Here is a 17,642-nt window from a genome sequence, read left to right as displayed (position 1 = left end):
GGTGACGAAACTGGATGTTGCATAACCGTCCACCCTTGTTTGGGGTGGTTGCGGCCCCACGTCGTGAACTTTCGCGCATTTTGCTCACGAGAGCGATAGGGTCTTTGCATGGCCGCCACAGGCCGCATCGACCTGCGACTCGGCACCCAGGTACTGCTGGTGCAGCTCGTCGTCGTGACGCTGACGTTGATCGTCGCGTTTGGTTTGTTCGCCGCATTCAACCGTCACCGTCTCGACGTCGAGTACGGCGTTCACGCCTTGGATATAGCTCGGGTAGTGGCCTCTTCCCCGACGGTCATCAACAACATCTCCCGCTACAACGACACCCCGTTGACCGCAAGCCCTGCACTGGTCGACGAACTTGCGGTCGGTCCAATTCAAAGCGTTGCGTCACACGTCGAACAGCGCACGCACGTGTCGTTTGTGGTGATCGCCAACATGCGTGGCATCAGGCTCGCCTCTCCCGATCGGCACAATTTGGCCCGGATGGTCGGTAGCGATATCACGCAGGCCCTTGCCGGGCGCGAGGAGACATTTCATGAAATCACGGTCTACGGCCGGTCGATAGTTGCCAGGGTTCCGGTGCTGGACGCGGGTTCTGATCGTGTGCTGGGTTTCGTCGGCGTTGGCATCTCCACGAGGGCGTTCGATGAACAGTTTTCTGGCAATCTGCGCGTGCTGGCCGCGATGGGAGGAGTTCTCCTGGTGGTCGGTGTGGTCGGCTCCGTGTTGCTGGCCAGGCGTTGGCGAGGGCTGACGCTGGGTTTGCGGCCGGCCGAGATCGTCGAGCTGGTGCGCAGCCAGACGGCGGTGCTGCAAGGCATCGGCGAGGGCGTGCTGGCAGCCGACACCTCCTGGAACATCACCTTCGTCAACGATGAGGCGTGCCGGCTTCTCGAGATCGGTAGCGACACAGGCGGCTCCGTCGATGACATCGGGTTGACCCCACGGGTCCGTGACGTTTTCAAAGCGGCCGATTCGGCGCCAACGCTGGCCAATGTCAGTGGTCGCATCGTAGTGGTCTCCGCGCGGCCGGTATTGCGAGAAGGACGCGAACTGGGAACCGTGCTGGTGGTGCGGGACAGAACCGATGTCGAATCACTGACGCGGCAACTCGACGCGGTGCAGGTGATGAGCACCGTGCTGCGCGCACAGCGCCATGAGTTCGCCAACCGTCTGCACCTACTGAACGGGCTGTTGCACGGCGGCCATGTCGACGAGGGGTTGCAATATCTGGAAGAGCTTCTCGGCTCCGGCCCGTTGGGATCCGCGCTACCGGGCATCGACTCGATCCGCGATGCGTACCTGCAGGCCTTTTTGGCGGCCAAGGCTGCGGCCGCGCGCGAAGCCGGCGTGACGCTGAAGATCGGTGAGAACACCTGGGTGTCAGGCCGGCTCGTGCTGCCAGTCGACGTCACCACCGTGGTGGGCAACCTGCTGGACAACGCCATCGATGCCGCTCGGGTGAGCGATACCGAGCCCAGAGAAGTGGAAGTCGAGCTATTGCAGGACGGTTCGACGCTGCATGTCACGGTGGCCGACAGCGGCGACGGCGTCGCGCCCGAGTTCGTTGGCGATCTGTTCACCGAGGGCAGGACGACCAAGCCGGACTCCGGCATCCCGGGCGGCCGGGGTATCGGGCTCGCGCTGTCGCGTCAGATCAGCCGCTCGCTGGGCGGCGATCTATGGCTGGCCAGTCCCGGGAACACCGAGATGCAGCTGCAGGGCGCGGAGTTCATCGCTCGACTGCCAGGCGTGATGGTAGAGGAGGCGCAATGGGCGACGCAGACCTGACGGTGCTGGTCGTCGATGACGACTTCCGCGTCGCCAATATGCACGCGGAGGTCGTCAATACGCTTGGCGGCTTCACGGTGGTCGCCACCGTCAACACGCTCGACGCCGCGCGCAAGGCCGACGCCGTCGATCTTGCGTTGGTGGACGTCTACCTACCCGACGGGTCCGGAATTGATCTTGTCCGTGAATTACGCGGCGACAGCATGGTACTGACGGCGGCAACCGAGGCCGCCACGATCCGAGCAGCCATGTCGGCCGGGGCTCTGAGCTATCTCGTGAAGCCGTTCGCGACCACAGACCTCGCCGCGCGGCTGGCCGGCTATGCGCGGTACCGCAAAATCCTTTCCAGCCCCAATCTGAGCTCCAGCGACGTGGACGCGGCACTCGACGCGCTGCGCCCGAGGATTGCTCCTTCCCAGCCGGCCACCCTGGCGGCTTCCTCCACCAAACAGCTTGTGCTGCAAGCCTTAGGAACATCGAACAAGCCGATGTCGGCGGCGGAAGTTTCTGCTGCGATCGGGATATCGAGGGCAACCGCCCAACGGTATCTGGCGGCGTTGGCCAGCACCGGTGACCTCACCGTGGGCCTGCGTTACGGAGCCACGGGACGACCCGAGCAGGAATTCGTAGCGATCGACAAGCGACGAAGGCGTCTACCCCGCTGAGTGATCGCCTTGCCGGGCCACCAGTTCGCCCGGCCGAGCATTGCCGCCAGAGCCGGCACCGTAATGGTGCGCACCACAAAGGTGTCGACCAACAGCCCTACACCGATGATCATCCCGGTTTGCACCATGGAAGACAGGCCGCCGAATAGGAGCCCGAACATCGAGGCCGCGAAAATGATGCCGGCCGAGGTGATGACACCACCGGTCGAACGAACGGCACGGATGACTCCGCTTTGGACGCCCGAGGCTGACTCCTCGCGAATTCGTGAGATCAATAGCAGGTTGTAGTCCGCTCCGACGGCGACCAGCACGATGAACGCCATGGCCGGCACGTTCCAATAGATGGCCTGATGGAGCACGAATTGGAAGACGACGACTCCCACGCCCAACGCCGATAGAAACGAGATCACCACGGAGGCAATAAGATACAGCGGAGCCACGATGGAGCGCAGCAGTGCGACGAGGATAAAGAAGACAACCGCGAGCGTCACGATGACGATCAGACGAACGTCGTCGTTGAAGTAGCTCCGCATCGCGCTGTACATCGCGGTGGTGCCGACGACCGATATCGATGCATCCGCGAGTGAGGTATTGGGCTGGGCGCCGCGAGCAGTATTGAGGATCGACGCCACCTGATCCATTGCGGTTGTGCTGAACGGATCGAATTTCGTCTCGACGATGAAGCGCACCGAACGCCCGTCGGCCGAGATGAGCATCTTCGCGGCGTTTTTGAAGTCGTCCGACGTGATCACCTTGGGCGGGATGTACATGCCCGCCATGGCGGTTTGCGACGCGTCACGATTCATCGAGAGCAGCAGGTCGGCCGCCTGGTTCATTCCGACGCCCATCTTCTTGGTCTGTTCGACGAGTGTGCGCACTCCCTGGTCCAGCCGCTGGCTCCCGTCGGCGAGCGCGTCGGCACCTTGTTGCAGCCGAACCAACCGTTGGGGCACGTCGGTATTGCCTGCCGCCGCCAACAGTGCGCTCAGCCGCTGCATCATCGTCGCGAGCCGTTGCACCACAGGGGCTATCTGCGCAATCAACGTACCGCCGTTTCGCGCCGGGGCTAGCTGTTGCAGTTGCGCGCGGCCAGCAGTGCACGCAGGGTCTGCATTGCATTGCGGACTCACGTTCAAGGCGTCGATCATGGGGCCGACCGCGTCAACGGCACCGTCGACCAGCGCCGCGGCGGACCTGGTGTTCGCCAGCCCATGCAGGGTGTCCAAGAGCTGCGACGCGGCGGCCAGCTGCTGTCGCACCTGGTTCAAGGTCGTGCCGAGTTCCATTGCTGGCCTGGCGGCAATATGGGTCTGGTCGCGAACCTGGCCGAGACTTGCCGCCAGTTTGTCCGCGCCAGCGGTCAATGCGTCGAGGTCGTCGCTTCTGCCGGAGACTTGGGTTGAGGCATTCTCGAGGTTGGTGCCGACCTGTCCGGCTTGAAAACTCAGTTTTGTCTGATCGAGCGGTTGGCCGTTGGGTCGCGTGACGCCGCGCACCGCAGCGATATCGGGCAGCTGCGAAACGCGTTGGGCCATCTGCTCCAGGTCGGCCAAGGCTTGTGGGGTACGGAGGTCACGTGGCGAGCGCACGTAGATGTACTGCGGCAGCAGTGCACTGGTCGCGAAATGACGTTCCATCGCGGTGAAGCCGACATTGCTCGGTGCCGATTGCGGCAGCTGCATACGGTCGTTGAAGGTAGGAGATAGGAAGGCGGCGCAGGAGGCCAGCGCGACCAGCAGTGCCAGACTGATCAGGAGATGCATCTTGGGCCGGCGAACGATCAGCACTCCTGACCTCTGCCACAGCCGGCCAGTCAGAGCTTTTCGGGGCGCCACCCAACCGCGCCGGCCTGCAAGGACGAGCGTGGCGGGCAACAACGTGATCGCGGCAAGAAAGGCGATCAGGATCGAGATAGCAAGTGCCGGGCCAACAGTTGTGAACGCGGGTAGGCGGGTGAAGATCATGCCCAAAAAAGTGAGGGCGACCGTGGCCGCCGAGCCGGCAATGACCTTGCCAATGGAGGTCAACGCTTTCTGTACTGCGAGGTCGGAGTCGGCACCCGACCGCAGGTACTCGTGGTAACGGCTGATCAAGAAAACGGCGTAATCGGTGCCGGCGCCGACGATCATCGCGGTCAGCAGTGCGATCGTCGGTGCGGACACACCTAACCCCAGCTGATTCAGCGCGGACACTATGCCCTGGGCCGAGGCCACCGAAAATCCGATGGTGAGCAAGGGCACCAACACGGTGACCGGGCGCCGATAGATCACCGACAGGATGGTGAGCACCAATGCGGCGGTGGCGATTTCAATCAAGTGCGTGTCGTGGGCCGTCACGATTGACATGTCACCGACGATGGCGGCTTGTCCGGTCACCTGCGCGGTCAGCGCGGAGCCCGTGGCGGAGCGTTCGGTGACTGCTGCGATCCGCTGATAAGCCTGAGAGGACTCCGGGGAGCCCGCGGGCGCTTTGAGGTCCACCGCAAGGTAGAACGCCTTGTTGTCGGCACTGACCATCGAAGGGCGCAGAGCGGGCATGGTGACGAGGTCGTGCACGCCGGCCACATCGCGGGTATCGGCGCGCAACCTGGCGGCCAGCCTGCCATAGACCCCCTCGTCGGCGGGTGTCAGCCCGTTGCCATCGGTGAGCACGACGATCAGGATGTTCTGCGCGGATTCACCGAAATCCTTGGCCATCTGGTCGGCCGCCGCCAGGTCTTTGGCCGGAAGTGCCTGAACGGTTTGATTTTCCACCACCTTCGTCAGGGAGGGGAAGGCCACCGCCAGAACGCCGACTGCCGCGAGCCAGACGGCGATCACGAGCCAAGGTGCACGGCTGATGAGGCGACCCAGCACAGCAAACGCGTCGCTGCCTGTCGAGACCTTGGGGGTGATCGATTGCGTGGCCATGGCCAACCTTCATTCGTGTGGGTGCGGTCGAGGGGGCGGCTTCTGATGCCGCTTTCGTGGGTGGCCTTTTACCGGCGTCTATCCGGCGGCCACGAATTCGGGGCTTCGCCAGTTCGTGGTGCAGGTGAGCGAGAAGTCGCTCAGCGTGTCCGAAATCATCTGCTGCAGTTCGTCTGTCATGTTTCCAGGTTGGTATGCAACGACGGAGACGAAGACCCGTCCGTGTGTTATGCCGGAGAGCAAGCTGAGCAGCCCGCCGGTATGGTGCATCGTCGCCTTGGTCATGCTGGGGTAACGCATCTTCATGGCGAAGTAGTCGGCGTCGGTGCCGTCTGGCCGGTTGGCGGCCGGGTTGACGACTCCGAGGTTGGACGACGCGGTGGTCGTATTGCCAACGGCCAGGCCGATCATTCGCTTTACCAACCACTTCGGTACCAGGGGAACGATGGGCAGCAGCGCGAACCGTTCGTCGGGCACCTCCTGGCGGTGAGTCAGCGCGTGCTTGGTTGCGGCGCGGATCTCCTGAAGGTCCGTCGCCGCTGACAGCGGGTCGACAGTGATGTCGATACCGGTGATCGCGTTGGCGCGGGTATCACCGGGCACGCGGTCGTTGACGGGTATTGCCACCACCGCCGAACCGTCGGCTGCGACCCGCCCCATTCGGTGGGCCAGGCGTGCCGCCAGTCCCACAAGCAATGCGTTGCCAGTTCCCCTGAGCGTCTGTGCGCGTCCGTACCACTCCTGCGCGTCGACGAATACCGTTGCCGTCGGGACAGTTACGAGTTCGTCAGTCCCGACGAAAGGCAGCTGTGTCCCATCCGGTGCAGGGGTGCCAGACCCGTCACGACTCTGGCTGCGCAGTAGCGTCCGTGTGCCTGCGGTGATGGCGCGACTGATCGCGGGGATGTCGCGCATCGTCTGGCGGCTGTCCTCGCGAAGCGCGCGCCACCGGGAGCGCGATTGCGCGGCGGGCCATGTAATCACGTCGTCCAGACCGTCGGCCGCATCCGCCAATGCCTCGCAAAGCCCGACACCGTCGGTGAGGCAATGTGAAATGACCAGGCTGATTCCCGCGCCGCCCTCAGCGAACGGCAGAACGGCGAGGTGCCATTCGGGTCCGTGCTCGCAATCCAGCGGGGTGCTGGCCTGCTCGTCCAACCAGGCGTCGAACTCGGCGCGGGAACGGGCGCGGGCGACGATCTCGAGGCCGGATGAGCGGCCGGGCGTTACCCAGCGGTGCCGGCCGCAGGGCACCGGTGACCGTTCGATGCGACGGGCTAACCGTCCTCGCTCAAGATGGTGGTGAAACCGCCGCACACCATCGACGTCGATGGTCCGGTCGTAGACCCAGACGCATTGAAGCACGTTGCTGGTTCCGGTGGCCTGCTCGCCGAGGAAGTGGATCTGGTCCACCAGGTCGATGACATTGGTCATTGTGCTTATCCCTTCGGGTTAGAGGGTGATTGCGGGTACGGCGTGGCTCGAGTTGGCGTGGTCTGCAACCACATCCGCCCACCGCGAAGTGGTCTCGGCGACGGCGGCGAATGCTTGCGTCAATGCCGAGATGTAACGATGTACCGAATCGCGCGCGGTCGGGTTATCCGGAAAGGAGATGGTCACGGTGGTTTTTGCCGCGTGCCGGTTGATCCAGATGTTGATCCCGCCGTGCGACAAGTTGTCGCCGTAGGCGCCGAAGTTCGTTTCTTCCCACAATGCGGCGATCGGTATCTTTCGGAAATCAAGAAACGACACCATCATGGCCGGGCGCGTGGGCAGCTTGATGGCCGGCTGATCTGGGGTCGTCAACTCCAAGACCCGTTCCAACGGCACGCCGGCAAGATGTTTCGCGGAGTCAAACGCCTTCTGGGCTGCCGGCGCCGACTCGAAGAAACAGCCGGCACCCGTCGGCACGGTCACGGGAATGAGACTGGCGAACCACCCGACACTCATCGTGTCGACCCCGGGCGTCCGCGTGTCGTACGGCGTGAATCCGTAATAGGTGTCGGCGCCGGTGAATTCGCGTTCGGCCAGGGCTGCGCAGGCCAGAATTCCACCGCTGAATCGGGCGCCGGCTGCGCGACAGACGGTGTCGAAGGACTCCGTCTGGGCCGCGTCCAGCAAGTCGACAGTCAGAAAGTCGCCTCGGTTGCTGGCCCACGTGTCGCCGAGCGGCAACGGGAAGCTCGGCCAGTCACCGTCGGTGTCGTGCGCGAATTTGAGCCAATCCTTGACCTGCGGGGACGACGAGGTCAGGCCGGCCAGCTGCTCGTGTTGGCGCATGGTGTAGTCGCTGTAGCTCCCGGCTGGGGGAAGCGTGAGCGGTGCGGCAAGCTGCGAGCGCTGGTAGGCGAGGTGAATGTCGAGGAATATCAAGCTGCCGGAGATGCCGTCGATGTGGAGATGGTCGACGCTGGCGTAGAACGTGAAGTATTCGCTGTGCTGGATGGCGCCGAAGGTAAAGCAATCCCATTCGAGGGTTTCCGGCGTTGTCGTCATTGCATGCGCCCTTATCTGCGCCACGTCCATATTCCCGGACTGCACCGGGAGGAATTCGACGGCTTCCACGTCGTCGATGGCATGTCGGACCACGTCGTCACTATCGAATTCGAACCAGTTGTGGTAGGTGTCGTGACGACGAACATGCGCATTGATTGCGGCCGTCATCGCCGCGATGTCACACACACCGGGGATGTCCCACGCCACGACCATCAAACGGGGCAGCTGCCTGCCCATCGCCTTCGCGTAGTGAGCGATTCGCACGTGTTGGAACTGCTGGTAAGTGGCAGGCAGGTCCGATCGCGGTGCCGTACGAGCCGCCTCACGCGCTACTGCCGAGGCAGTCCATGTGACTACCGGCCCATGGGCCGGTTGCCATCCGTTGATGCTGCCCAATGCGACCATTTCCTCGCTCCTTGTCTTTCAACATCGACATTTAGTACGTTGCACATGAATGGCAGAACCGGCCATTTGCGGATAAACTTCGCGCCCGCGTGCATTTCCAGTGGTTCCGTAATCGTGCGCCGTACTCGGATATGTTGTGCAATCCGAACGTACGACGCCGCTTAGAGCTGTGTCGCTGTTGTAGTCAATAGTCACCAAAAGCGACGATTTCCTGGTTTTGCGCATTGTGCTCATCCGTCGCGATGGGCGGCGATTGATGCGCATCAGCTGACCGCCTGCCGTCAGCCGCCTCGAGGAACGCGGTGGGGTTGATCTCGAGGATCGGTTCAGGGGCCAGCCATTGCCACCGCCGGTTAGCCGTGTGCGCAACTGGCCGGCGCCCCCGGCGCCGGCGGGTTACAGCCCGGGCTGGTCGTCGATGATGCCCAGCCAGATCTGGGCGGCGTCGATGGCGACCTTCTCGCTGATGAAGGCGTGCTGCGTTCCGGTGTAGATGTCGCGGAAGGCGCGCTCCAACCGGCTGCCCTCGCGGATCGAGCTGGTCCCGGCGACCAGATGCGCCCATTCGGCGCAGCCGCGGGCGGTGTCGGTGGCGTAGACGGCGGCCACCCGCATGTCGGCGCGAAGCGCCGGGGTGAGGTCCTGTCCCGATGCCACCGCCGCCTCGGCGGCGGTGAACGCGTCGAGCACCAACAGCCGGGCCGCGCGCCAGGCCGCGCGGTGATGCGCCAGGCCCTTCTGGAAGGTGGGGCGGCTGGCCAGCGACGCCATGTCGCTCATTCGGAACTTCGTCGCGGCCAGCTCTTGGACATCGTCGAGCATGCTCTTGGCCACGCCCAGCGCCCACGACGCGTGCCCGGCCGCGGTCACCGGCATCAGTCCCATCCGGGTGGCCGGCGACGTCCCGCGGTGGGGCTGCCGCACAAACAGTTCAAACGTGCGCCTCTCGGGCACGAAAACGTCTGCGGCGCTGTAGTCGTAGGAACCGGTTCCCTTCAGTCCCTGCACGAACCAGCCGTCGTTGAAGCTGATCTCGTCGCGCGGAATGACGGCGACCCGCATCGCGGGGAAACCCTCACTGATCCAGCGCATCTCGCCGTTGTCCATCGGCAGGAACCCGGCGGCAACATATTCCGCGTGCCCGATGCCCGAGCCGAAGTTCCACGCGCCGCTCACCCGGTAGCCACCGTCGCCGGCGGCGCCCTGTCCGTTGGGGAAGAACTGGCCGCCCAGGGTGACCCGGTTGTCGTGCGCGGTGAACACCTCGGCGAAGCCGTCGTCGGGCAGGTATGCCGCCGCGGCGAACGACGAGGGCAGATTGGCGATCCCCACCCAACCGAATGACCCATCCTGCCAAGCCATTTCGATCCAGGTCTCGATCATCTCGGTGAACGACGGCTCGACGCCACCGGCCGCCACCGGGTTGAACGCCGACATCAGCCCGCTGGCCCACATCGCATCGACGATCGCCGGGGACAGCGTGCGCAGCCGCTCCGATTCGGCGGCTTCGGACTGCACCAGGTCCCGCATACCGCGGGCCAGCGCCACCACCCGGTCTGTTGTGTCGGCGATCGAGGTCATGGGGGTGACCGTATCAACCACTCCCGGTTTTGCGAACGAAATCACCCGTCGTGACAGGTCGTTTACCGTGTGGGTGGTGCGCTGGATTGTCGACGGCATGAATGTGATCGGAAGCCGTCCCGATGGCTGGTGGAAGGACCGCAACGGTGCGATGGTCACCTTGGTGGAAAGGCTGAATCAGTGGGCGTCGCGGCAAGGAGAAACGGTGACGGTGGTTTTTGAGCGACCGCCGTCGAGCGCCATCACGTCATCGGTGATCGAGATAGCGCACGCACCCAGGGCGGCCGCGAATTCGGCCGACGACGAGATCGTCCGGCTGGTCGCGGCCGACGCCGCGCCGCACGACATTCGCGTCGTGACATCCGACCGCGCGCTGACCGACCGGGTGCGAAGCCTGGGCGCATCGGTTCAGCGGTCGGAAAGCTTCCGCGACCTCGTCGATCCGCGGGACCGATGACCACCGCCGAACCCGGTCCACCGGGCAACCGGGTCTGCGCGCTGGCGCACATCGACATCCCGATCATCCAGGCGCCGATGACCTATATCGCCGGCGCCCAACTGGCCGCTGCGGTGTCGAACGCCGGTGCGCTGGGAATCATCGAGACCACCTCGGATCAGGGACGAGCCGACCTGCGGCGGGTGCGCGAACTGACCGCCGGTGCCGTCGGCGCGAACATCGCGTTGCTGTTCAATCGTGATCCGGCGATGCTGGACTTGCTTGTCGCCAACGACATTCGCTTCGTGACCACCTCCGCCGGCAGCCCGTCGATTTTCACCGAACGTCTGCACGATGCGGGCATCACGGTGTTCCACGTGGTAGGCACCCTGGCCGCGGCCAAGAAGGCCGTCGATGCCGGCGTGGACGGGCTGGTGGTCGAAGGCGTCGAAGGAGGCGGATTCAAGAATCGGTTCGGCGCCTCGACCATGGTGCTGCTGCCGTTGGTGGCCGCCCACGTCGACGTCCCGATCGTGGCCGCGGGCGGGATCTGTGACGCGCGGTCCATGGCGGCCGCCTTCGTCCTCGGCGCGGACGCGGTGCAGATGGGCACCCGGCTGCTCGCGTGCGCGGACTCGCCGGTGCACGGCAACCTCAAGCAAGCGGTCGTCGACGCCGACGAGACCGGCACGGTGCTGCTCCCCCTCGACGGCAACCGGATGATGCGCGTCATCCGCACGCCCGCCGCCGAGCGGCTCGACGCCGCGACGTCCGCCGAAGCGGGCACCGCGGCCCTACAACGCGTGCAGCGGCTCTACTTCGACGGCGACCTCGACGCCAGCGTCGCCAACACCGGCCAGGTGGCCGGGCGCATCGAGGACCTGCCCCCGGCCGCCGACATCATCGAGCAGATGTGGCGAGGCTGCCGCGAGGTGCTGGCGGCCACGTCGCAGCGCGTGGGGCGGGCCGAACTCGAACAGGCCTGACTGGCAGCGGGCGCGGATCAGCCCGCGGCGGCCAGAGCCGCGTCGTAGTTGGGCTCCTGCGCGATCTCGGGCACCAACTCGGTGTAGGCGACGTTGCCGTCGGCCCCGACCACCACGATGGCGCGCGCGAGCAGTCCGGCCATCGGGCCATCGGTGATCGTGACGCCGTAGTCCTCACCGAAGCTGTCCCGGAACGCCGACGCGGTTTTGACGTTCTCGATGCCCTCGGCGCCACAGAACCGTGCCTGCGCGAACGGCAGGTCCTTCGAGACGTTCACCACGGTCGCCCCGCCGCCGGCGGCCCGCTCGTTGAAGGTCCGCACGCTGGTCGCGCACACCGGCGTGTCGATGGACGGAAAGATGTTGAGCACCAAGGGCTTACCGCCGAATTGCTCGCTGCTGACCGCGGCCAGATCGCCGCCGACCAGGCTGAAGGCCGGGGCTTTGGATCCGACGGCAGGCAGCTCGCCGACAGTGTTGATCGGGTTTCCACGCAACGTTATCTGTGCCATGGGCAACAGTCTGCCAAGGCCGTCGCGGCCGCCACGGGGCAGGTCCCATGTCCTAATTGGTGGGGTGCATGGCGTAGACGACGTGCCCCGCGTGGCCAACACTGAATCCATGCCTCGCAAGGTGGTGATCGCCGGCTTCCCCGGTGTGCAGGCGCTCGATGTGGTGGGCCCGTACGACGTGTTCACCAGCGCATCGATGTTGACCGGCGGCGGGTATGACGTCGCTGTCGCCTCGGTCGGCGGCCAACCGATAGCCACGGCGACCGGGCTGGCCTTCGTGACGACGCCGCTGCCGGACCCGGCCGACCCGATCGACACAGTGGTGCTGCCCGGCGGCGCCGGCGTGGACGAGGCACGCGCCGACGCCGAGCTCGTCGCCTGGATCAAGGCCGTCGCCGGCCAGGCCCGCCGCATGGTGACGGTGTGCACCGGTGCGTTTCTCGCGGCCGAGGCGGGGTTGCTGGACGGGCAGCGGGTGACCACACACTGGGCCTTCGCCGAACGGTTGGCGGCCCAATTCCCCGCGATCGAGGTCAACGCCGACCCGATCTTCGTGCGGAGCTCGCAGACCGTGTGGACCGCCGCGGGCGTCACCGCCGGCATCGACCTGGCGCTGGCGCTGATCGAGGACGACCACGGCACCGAGGTCGCGCAAACGGTCGCCCGCTGGCTGGTGCTGTATCTGCGCCGACCGGGCGGCCAGACGCAGTTCGCGGCGCCGGTGTGGATGCCGAGGGCCAGACGGGATTCCATCCGCGAGGTGCAGGAGGCGATCGAGGTCGACCCGGGCCGTCCGCACAGCATCGGTGATCTGGCCCGCCGCGCCGCGATGAGCCCGCGCCACTTCACCCGCGTGTTCACCGCCGAAATCGGCGAGGCGCCCGGCCAATACGTCGAACGGATCCGCACCGAAGCCGCGCGCCGGCAGTTGGAGGAGACCGACGACACCGTCGTCGCCATCGCCGCCCGGTGCGGCTTCGGCACCGCGGAAACCATGCGGCGCAATTTCCTTCGCCGCGTGGGTATTTCGCCCGATCAATACCGCAAGGCTTTCGCCTGACACCGAAAGGACGACACCGATGACCCAAATCGCCATCGTGGCCTACCCCGGATTCACCGCGCTCGACATGATCGGGCCGTACGAGGTGCTGCGCAACCTGCCCGGCGCCGAGGTTCGCTTCGTGTGGCACGAGGCCGGACCGATCACCGCCGACTCCGGGGTGCTGGTCATCGGCGCCACCCACTCGCTGGCCGAAACACCCTCCCCCGACGTCATTCTCGTGCCCGGCGGGCCGTCGACCCCGGTGCACGCACGCGACGACGCGTTGCTCGACTGGCTGCGCCGGGCCCACGGCAGCGCGAGCTGGACGACGTCGGTGTGCTCCGGGTCGGTGATCTTGGCGGCCGCGGGGCTGCTGGACGGCCGGCGGGCGACGTCGCACTGGCTGACGATCCCCGCGCTCAAGGCATTCGGCGCGGTTCCGGTGGCCGACGAACGGATCGTGCACTCCGACGACATGGTCACCAGCGCCGGCGTGTCCGCCGGGCTCGACCTCGCGTTGTGGCTGGCCGGACAGATCGCCGGCGAATCCCGCGCGAAGGCAATCCAGCTCGCGCTCGAATACGATCCGCAGCCGCCATTCGATTCGGGCCACATGTCGAAGGCCTCGGCGACGACGAAGGCCGCCGCGACGGCGCTGCTGTCCCGTGACAGCGTGAAGCCCGCCAACGTGAAGGCCACGACCCTGCTCGCCTGGGAGCAGGCGCTGGACAAGGTCCGGTCGCGGCGGCGCAGGCGGCCGCTGGAGAGCATGACGTAACTGGGGAATGCGCTAGCGCCGGTGATAGCGCTTCGCGCACAAGCACTCTCGAGCCAGAGCCTAGCCGCTAGGCGCCGGGCTGCAGGATCTCGGTGGTGGCGAGCTGCCCGCCGGCCTGCAGCCACGCCGCGACGACGCCGGGAGCGTCACGGTCGGGGTTGTAGATGTCCTCCTCGCTGGAGAACAGCCCGTCGCCGGCATAGACCAGGCGGGTCCAGTTGGGGAACCAGAACGGCTCGCCGTTCGGATCGCTCGGGTGGTCGAGCAGGTTCTTGATCATGACGACGACGGCGTCGTTGTCCTCATCGTGGGCGATCCAGTCACTGGGAAACCGCATGTGCGGGAACGGCGCCATCACCGCGACGATCCAGTCGCGAACCGCCTCGCGTCCGTGGAAGACGCCGTAGTGATGCTCGGTGTAGACGACGTCTTCGGTGAAGAGGTCCGCGAACGGCCGCCAGTCGCCCGAAGCGCTGCACCCTTCGACGACCTTGGTGTAGTTCTCGACGGCTTCGTCGATTTCTGCCCTGGTGAAGTTGCCCATAGCGGACACACTAGAACGTGTTTCGGTTTTGGGTCGCTCGTATGAATGGGGAGGTCGGATGAACGTGTTGGACTTGTTCAGCCTGCGCGGCAAGCGGGCGTTGGTGACCGGGGCGTCCAGCGGCATCGGCAGGAAAGTCGCGCAGGCCTACGTGCAAGCCGGCGCCCACGTCGCCATCGCCGCGCGGAATGTCGAGGCGCTGGAACGCATCGCCGGCGAGCTGGCGGCGGACGGCGCCGGCAAGGTCCTGCCGATCCGATGTGACGTGACCCAACCCGACCAGGTGAACAGCATGGTCGACCGGGTGACCGCGGAGCTGGGCGGGATCGACGTCGCGGTCTGCAATGCCGGCATCATCGCGGTCGTCCCGATGCTGGAGATGTCGCCGGAGGAATTCCAGCGGATCCAGGACACCAACGTGACGGGAGTCTTCCTGACCGCGCAGGCGGCGGCCCGGGCGATGGTCGCCCAGGGGCGCGGCGGCGTCATCATCAACACCGCGTCGATGTCGGGCAGCATCATCAACGTTCCGCAGCAGGTCGGTCACTACTGCACCGCCAAGGCGGCCGTCATCCAGTTGACCAAGGCCATGGCGGTCGAATTCGCGGCCCACAACATCCGGGTGAACAGCGTCAGCCCCGGCTATATCCTCACCGAGCTGGTCGAGCCGTTAACCGAGTATCACCGCCAGTGGGAGCCGAAGATTCCGCTCGGCCGCATCGGTCGCCCCGAGGAACTCGTCGGCCTGTACGTCTATCTGGCCAGCGAGGCGTCCAGCTATATGACGGGGTCGGACGTCGTGATCGACGGCGGCTACACCTGCCCCTAGCTCACCGGCCCTATCGCTCGAGCTCGCCGGAGATCCCGCGTTCGAGGTTGGCCTGCGTCGCCGACGGCAACACCAGCAGGCCCTGGAGTTCGTTGCGGGCCACATCGTAGGCGCGTTGACGTTCCTGGGCGGCCGCGGCGGGGTCCGCCGCCACCCGTAACAGGCTCTGCGCCCGTGCAATTCGCTGCTGGTCCGCGCTGGAGAAATCGGTGCGGCGGCGGCGAATCGCCTCGGCCTCGGCGGCGTCGAACGCCGTGACGTAGTCCTCGACCGCGGCCATGTACCGAGCGGCGCCGTCGCGGTCGTCGAGCAGATCCTCGGCCTGCGCCGGCCGCAGAAAGTCGGCCCGCAGCTTGGCCTTGTGGAACGCGATCGTGTTGGCCTCGCGCATGTCGGTCATCAGCGGAAAGTCCAGCAGTTTGGCGACATCGAGCTCGTATTCGAGCCAGCGGGCATCCGTGCGGCCATGCTCATCGAGGACGCGCCGGATCGCGCGCCACTGGGCCGCTTGATTTCCGCCCGCGCCGTCGGCCGCGGGCGCGCCGGGCAACGGTTCCCGGCCGAACTCCCGCGACCGCTCGTCGGCGCGCCGTCGGTAGCTGCCGAACGCGCGCACGGCGGCGACGATCGCGCCCGTCAGCGGCAGGATGACGATCAACAGCTCCGCCAACCGGAATATCAGACCCACATCGCCAGGATGCCAGCAACTCCCCCGGGTTGACCCCGGGTCAGCGGACGCCCAGGGTGCCGGCGAGGTATTCCGTGCGACAGGCCCGGCGGGCCAGCTTGCCGCTGGTCGTGCGCGGGATGGCGCCGGCCGGCAGCAGACGGACGTCCGACACGCTCAGGCCGTGTCGCTGTGCGACCGCCGCCCGGATGGCCTCGATCGCCGGTTGCGGGTCCTGACGGCTGGTGCCCGCCGCGCGTTCGGCGACCACCACCAGCCGGGCGGCATCCGGGTCATCGTCGGCCGGCACGGAAAACGCCGTCACGTATCCGCGCCGGACGATCTCGGAGGCTTCGGCGACGGTGGCCTCGATGTCCTGCGGGTAGTGGTTGCGGCCGTCGATCGTCACCAGGTCCGCTATCCGGCCGGTCACGTACAGCTCACCGTCGAGATACACGCCCAGGTCCCCGGTGCGCAGCCAGGAGCCGTCCAGATCGGCGCCCTCGCCGTGGCTGCCGTCGGCGAGCCGCGACTGCAGCTTGGCGCCGAAGGCCCGCCGCGTCTCGTCGGGCCGTCCCCAGTAGCCCCGTCCGACGTTGTTGCCCTGCAACCAGATTTCGCCCACCTGGCCGTCCGGCACCTCCGATCGCCTGGTGGGATCGACGATGACGGCCCATTCGCTGCGTGCGACCTGACCGCACGACACGTGCGCGACGGCCCTGGAATGATCGGCGACGACGCGCACCGCCGATCCGGCGCCCAGCAGTTCCGAGTCGAAGTACACCGCCGTCGGCTCGGCGGCCGGGGCGATGGTCGCGACGAACAAAGTGCCCTCGGCGATGCCGTAGGAGGGTTTGAACGCGGTGGGCGGCAACCCGTAGGGCGCGAACGCCTTGGTGAAGGTCTTGATGGAGTCGATGCTGACCGGTTCGGAACCGATGATCATCACCACGTTGCGCAGGTCGATGTCCGCCTCGGGGCCGGGCAGTCCGCGCTGCGCGGCCCACTCGTACGCGAAGTTCGGTGCGGCGGTGACGACGTTGCCCTGTCGGGACCCGTCGGACAGCGCCTGGATCCATCGCTGCGGGCGGCGGACGAAGGCGGCGGGAGACATCAGCGTGGAGTGGCCGCCGTAGACCGCCGGGAAGCCGATCATCGACAAACCCATGTCGTGGTAGAGCGGTAACCAGCTGACGCCGTGGGTGTTTCGGTCCAGTAGGTCGATCGACAGGATCATCTGGACCAGGTTGGTGCCCACCGCGCGGTGGGTGATTTCGACACCGACCGGCGGGCGGGTGGAGCCCGAGGTGTACTGCAGGTGTGAGACGTCGTCCATGCCGAGCTCGGTCGGCGCGAACGACTCCCCCGCCGCGTCGGGTATCTGGTCGATGGCGATCACCTGCGGCCGGCGCAGATGTGGATGGCCGGCCAGGAACGCCTCCACCGCGCCTTGGGCGGCGGTGGTCGTGAGGACGACGGTGGGCTCCGAATCCCGCAGCGCGGTATCGAGGCGTTCGGCGTGCCCGGGCAGCTCCGGGGCGAACAACGGCACCGCGATGGTTCCGGCCTTGACCGCCGCGTAGAACCCGGCGACGTAGTCGATGCCCTGCGGCGCAAGGACGGCAACGCGCTCACCGCGGCCCGCGGCCCGTTGGATGCGTGCGCCGATGGCCTGCAGCCGCGCACCGAACTGGGTCCATGTCACCGCGTCGGCTTCGCCCCGCGCCGAACGGCTGAAATCGAGGTAGCGGTACGCCACGGTGTCACCGACGTTCGCGATGTTGCGGTCGATGAGCGAGATCAGGTTGACCCCGGGCGGCAGCACCACCCGGCCCGCGGCGTCCAGGCAGTCCTCGATGCGAAGGAGGCCACCGGCAGCCGGGCCGTCCTGCCGGGAGCCGCGATCCATGACTGCAGTCTAGGCAAGCCGAGGCGGCGGTCTGCGCGCCGGTGAATCGGCAAACAGCAAGAGCGGCGCGGGCATTCGCCGCCTCGGGC

General features: G+C 66.3%; 15 protein-coding genes. 7 read left to right on the top strand and 8 right to left on the bottom strand.

The annotated features are described in order from the left end of the window. The first annotated feature begins 108 nt into the window (after nucleotides 1–108). Together A5622_RS03595 and A5622_RS27800 are read left to right on the top strand one after the other, a co-directional pair. The gene (locus A5622_RS03595; protein ID WP_197498113.1) at nucleotides 109–1,794 is read left to right on the top strand and encodes an ATP-binding protein; all 1,686 of its coding nucleotides are present in this window, start codon (nucleotides 109–111) and stop codon (nucleotides 1,792–1,794) included. Continuing rightward, nucleotides 1,776–2,459 carry a response regulator gene (locus A5622_RS27800; RefSeq protein WP_082972422.1) on the top strand — a complete coding sequence of 228 codons (684 nt, stop codon included), beginning with the start codon at nucleotides 1,776–1,778 and terminating at the stop codon, nucleotides 2,457–2,459. Before A5622_RS03595 ends, A5622_RS27800 begins: the two co-directional genes overlap by 19 nt. Here A5622_RS27800 and A5622_RS03590 read toward each other — a convergent pair. From A5622_RS03590 to A5622_RS03575, 4 genes are all read right to left on the bottom strand, one after another. Continuing rightward, the gene (locus tag A5622_RS03590; protein ID WP_369829214.1) at nucleotides 2,387–5,278 is read right to left on the bottom strand and encodes an RND family transporter; all 2,892 of its coding nucleotides are present in this window, start codon (nucleotides 5,276–5,278) and stop codon (nucleotides 2,387–2,389) included. The two genes, A5622_RS27800 and A5622_RS03590, sit on opposite strands and share 73 nt — an antisense overlap. A 168-nt stretch (nucleotides 5,279–5,446) precedes the next feature. Further along, nucleotides 5,447–6,802 carry a hypothetical protein gene (locus tag A5622_RS03585; RefSeq protein ID WP_066876709.1) on the bottom strand — a complete coding sequence of 452 codons (1,356 nt, stop codon included), beginning with the start codon at nucleotides 6,800–6,802 and terminating at the stop codon, nucleotides 5,447–5,449. 18 nt (nucleotides 6,803–6,820) lie between these two features. Next, nucleotides 6,821–8,269, bottom strand: a complete 1,449-nt coding sequence (locus tag A5622_RS03580) for a condensation domain-containing protein (RefSeq protein WP_066876708.1) — start codon at nucleotides 8,267–8,269, stop codon at nucleotides 6,821–6,823. Between the two features lie 396 nt (nucleotides 8,270–8,665). After that, entirely contained in the window at nucleotides 8,666–9,850 is a 1,185-nt protein-coding gene (locus tag A5622_RS03575) for an acyl-CoA dehydrogenase family protein (RefSeq protein WP_066876707.1), read from the bottom strand. Between the two features lie 76 nt (nucleotides 9,851–9,926). On the opposite strand from A5622_RS03575, the gene A5622_RS03570 reads away from it, so the two are divergent. Together A5622_RS03570 and A5622_RS03565 are read left to right on the top strand one after the other, a co-directional pair. Further along, nucleotides 9,927–10,307, top strand: a complete 381-nt coding sequence (locus A5622_RS03570; protein ID WP_066876860.1) for an NYN domain-containing protein — start codon at nucleotides 9,927–9,929, stop codon at nucleotides 10,305–10,307. Beyond that, nucleotides 10,304–11,272, top strand: a complete 969-nt coding sequence (locus A5622_RS03565) for a nitronate monooxygenase family protein (RefSeq protein ID WP_066876706.1) — start codon at nucleotides 10,304–10,306, stop codon at nucleotides 11,270–11,272. The genes A5622_RS03570 and A5622_RS03565 overlap by 4 nt, the downstream gene beginning before the upstream one ends. Nucleotides 11,273–11,289: 17 nt before the next feature. Here A5622_RS03565 and tpx read toward each other — a convergent pair whose 3' ends face one another. Next, nucleotides 11,290–11,784 carry a thiol peroxidase gene (tpx, locus tag A5622_RS03560; RefSeq protein WP_066863254.1) on the bottom strand — a complete coding sequence of 165 codons (495 nt, stop codon included), beginning with the start codon at nucleotides 11,782–11,784 and terminating at the stop codon, nucleotides 11,290–11,292. Between the two features lie 109 nt (nucleotides 11,785–11,893). Here tpx and A5622_RS03555 point away from each other — a divergent pair, with 109 nt between their 5' ends. After that, the gene (locus A5622_RS03555; protein WP_066876858.1) at nucleotides 11,894–12,844 is read left to right on the top strand and encodes a GlxA family transcriptional regulator; all 951 of its coding nucleotides are present in this window, start codon (nucleotides 11,894–11,896) and stop codon (nucleotides 12,842–12,844) included. 19 nt (nucleotides 12,845–12,863) lie between these two features. Then, entirely contained in the window at nucleotides 12,864–13,604 is a 741-nt protein-coding gene (locus tag A5622_RS03550; protein WP_066876705.1) for a DJ-1/PfpI family protein, read from the top strand. Between the two features lie 67 nt (nucleotides 13,605–13,671). Here the strand turns inward: A5622_RS03550 and A5622_RS03545 are convergent, their stop codons facing one another. After that, entirely contained in the window at nucleotides 13,672–14,148 is a 477-nt protein-coding gene (locus A5622_RS03545) for a nuclear transport factor 2 family protein (protein WP_066876703.1), read from the bottom strand. A 58-nt stretch (nucleotides 14,149–14,206) separates the two neighbouring features. Here A5622_RS03545 and A5622_RS03540 point away from each other — a divergent pair, with 58 nt between their 5' ends. Next, entirely contained in the window at nucleotides 14,207–14,977 is a 771-nt protein-coding gene (locus tag A5622_RS03540; RefSeq protein WP_066876701.1) for an SDR family oxidoreductase, read from the top strand. A 10-nt stretch (nucleotides 14,978–14,987) separates the two neighbouring features. Here the strand turns inward: A5622_RS03540 and A5622_RS03535 are convergent, their stop codons facing one another. Together A5622_RS03535 and A5622_RS03530 are read right to left on the bottom strand one after the other, a co-directional pair. Continuing rightward, nucleotides 14,988–15,665, bottom strand: coding sequence for a hypothetical protein (locus A5622_RS03535; RefSeq protein WP_066876699.1), 678 nt, complete (start codon nucleotides 15,663–15,665; stop codon nucleotides 14,988–14,990). Between the two features lie 40 nt (nucleotides 15,666–15,705). Continuing rightward, a complete protein-coding gene (locus tag A5622_RS03530) occupies nucleotides 15,706–17,553 on the bottom strand; it encodes a fatty acyl-AMP ligase (RefSeq protein WP_066876698.1) in 1,848 nt (615 codons plus the stop codon). Nucleotides 17,554–17,642 lie beyond the last annotated feature (89 nt).

It is taken from the genome of Mycobacterium sp. 1245801.1, assembly GCF_001673055.1.
Classification (GTDB): domain Bacteria; phylum Actinomycetota; class Actinomycetes; order Mycobacteriales; family Mycobacteriaceae; genus Mycobacterium; species Mycobacterium europaeum_A.
Note: the sequence above shows the minus strand (reverse complement) of the source record. Positions and strands in the feature narration are given on the sequence as shown.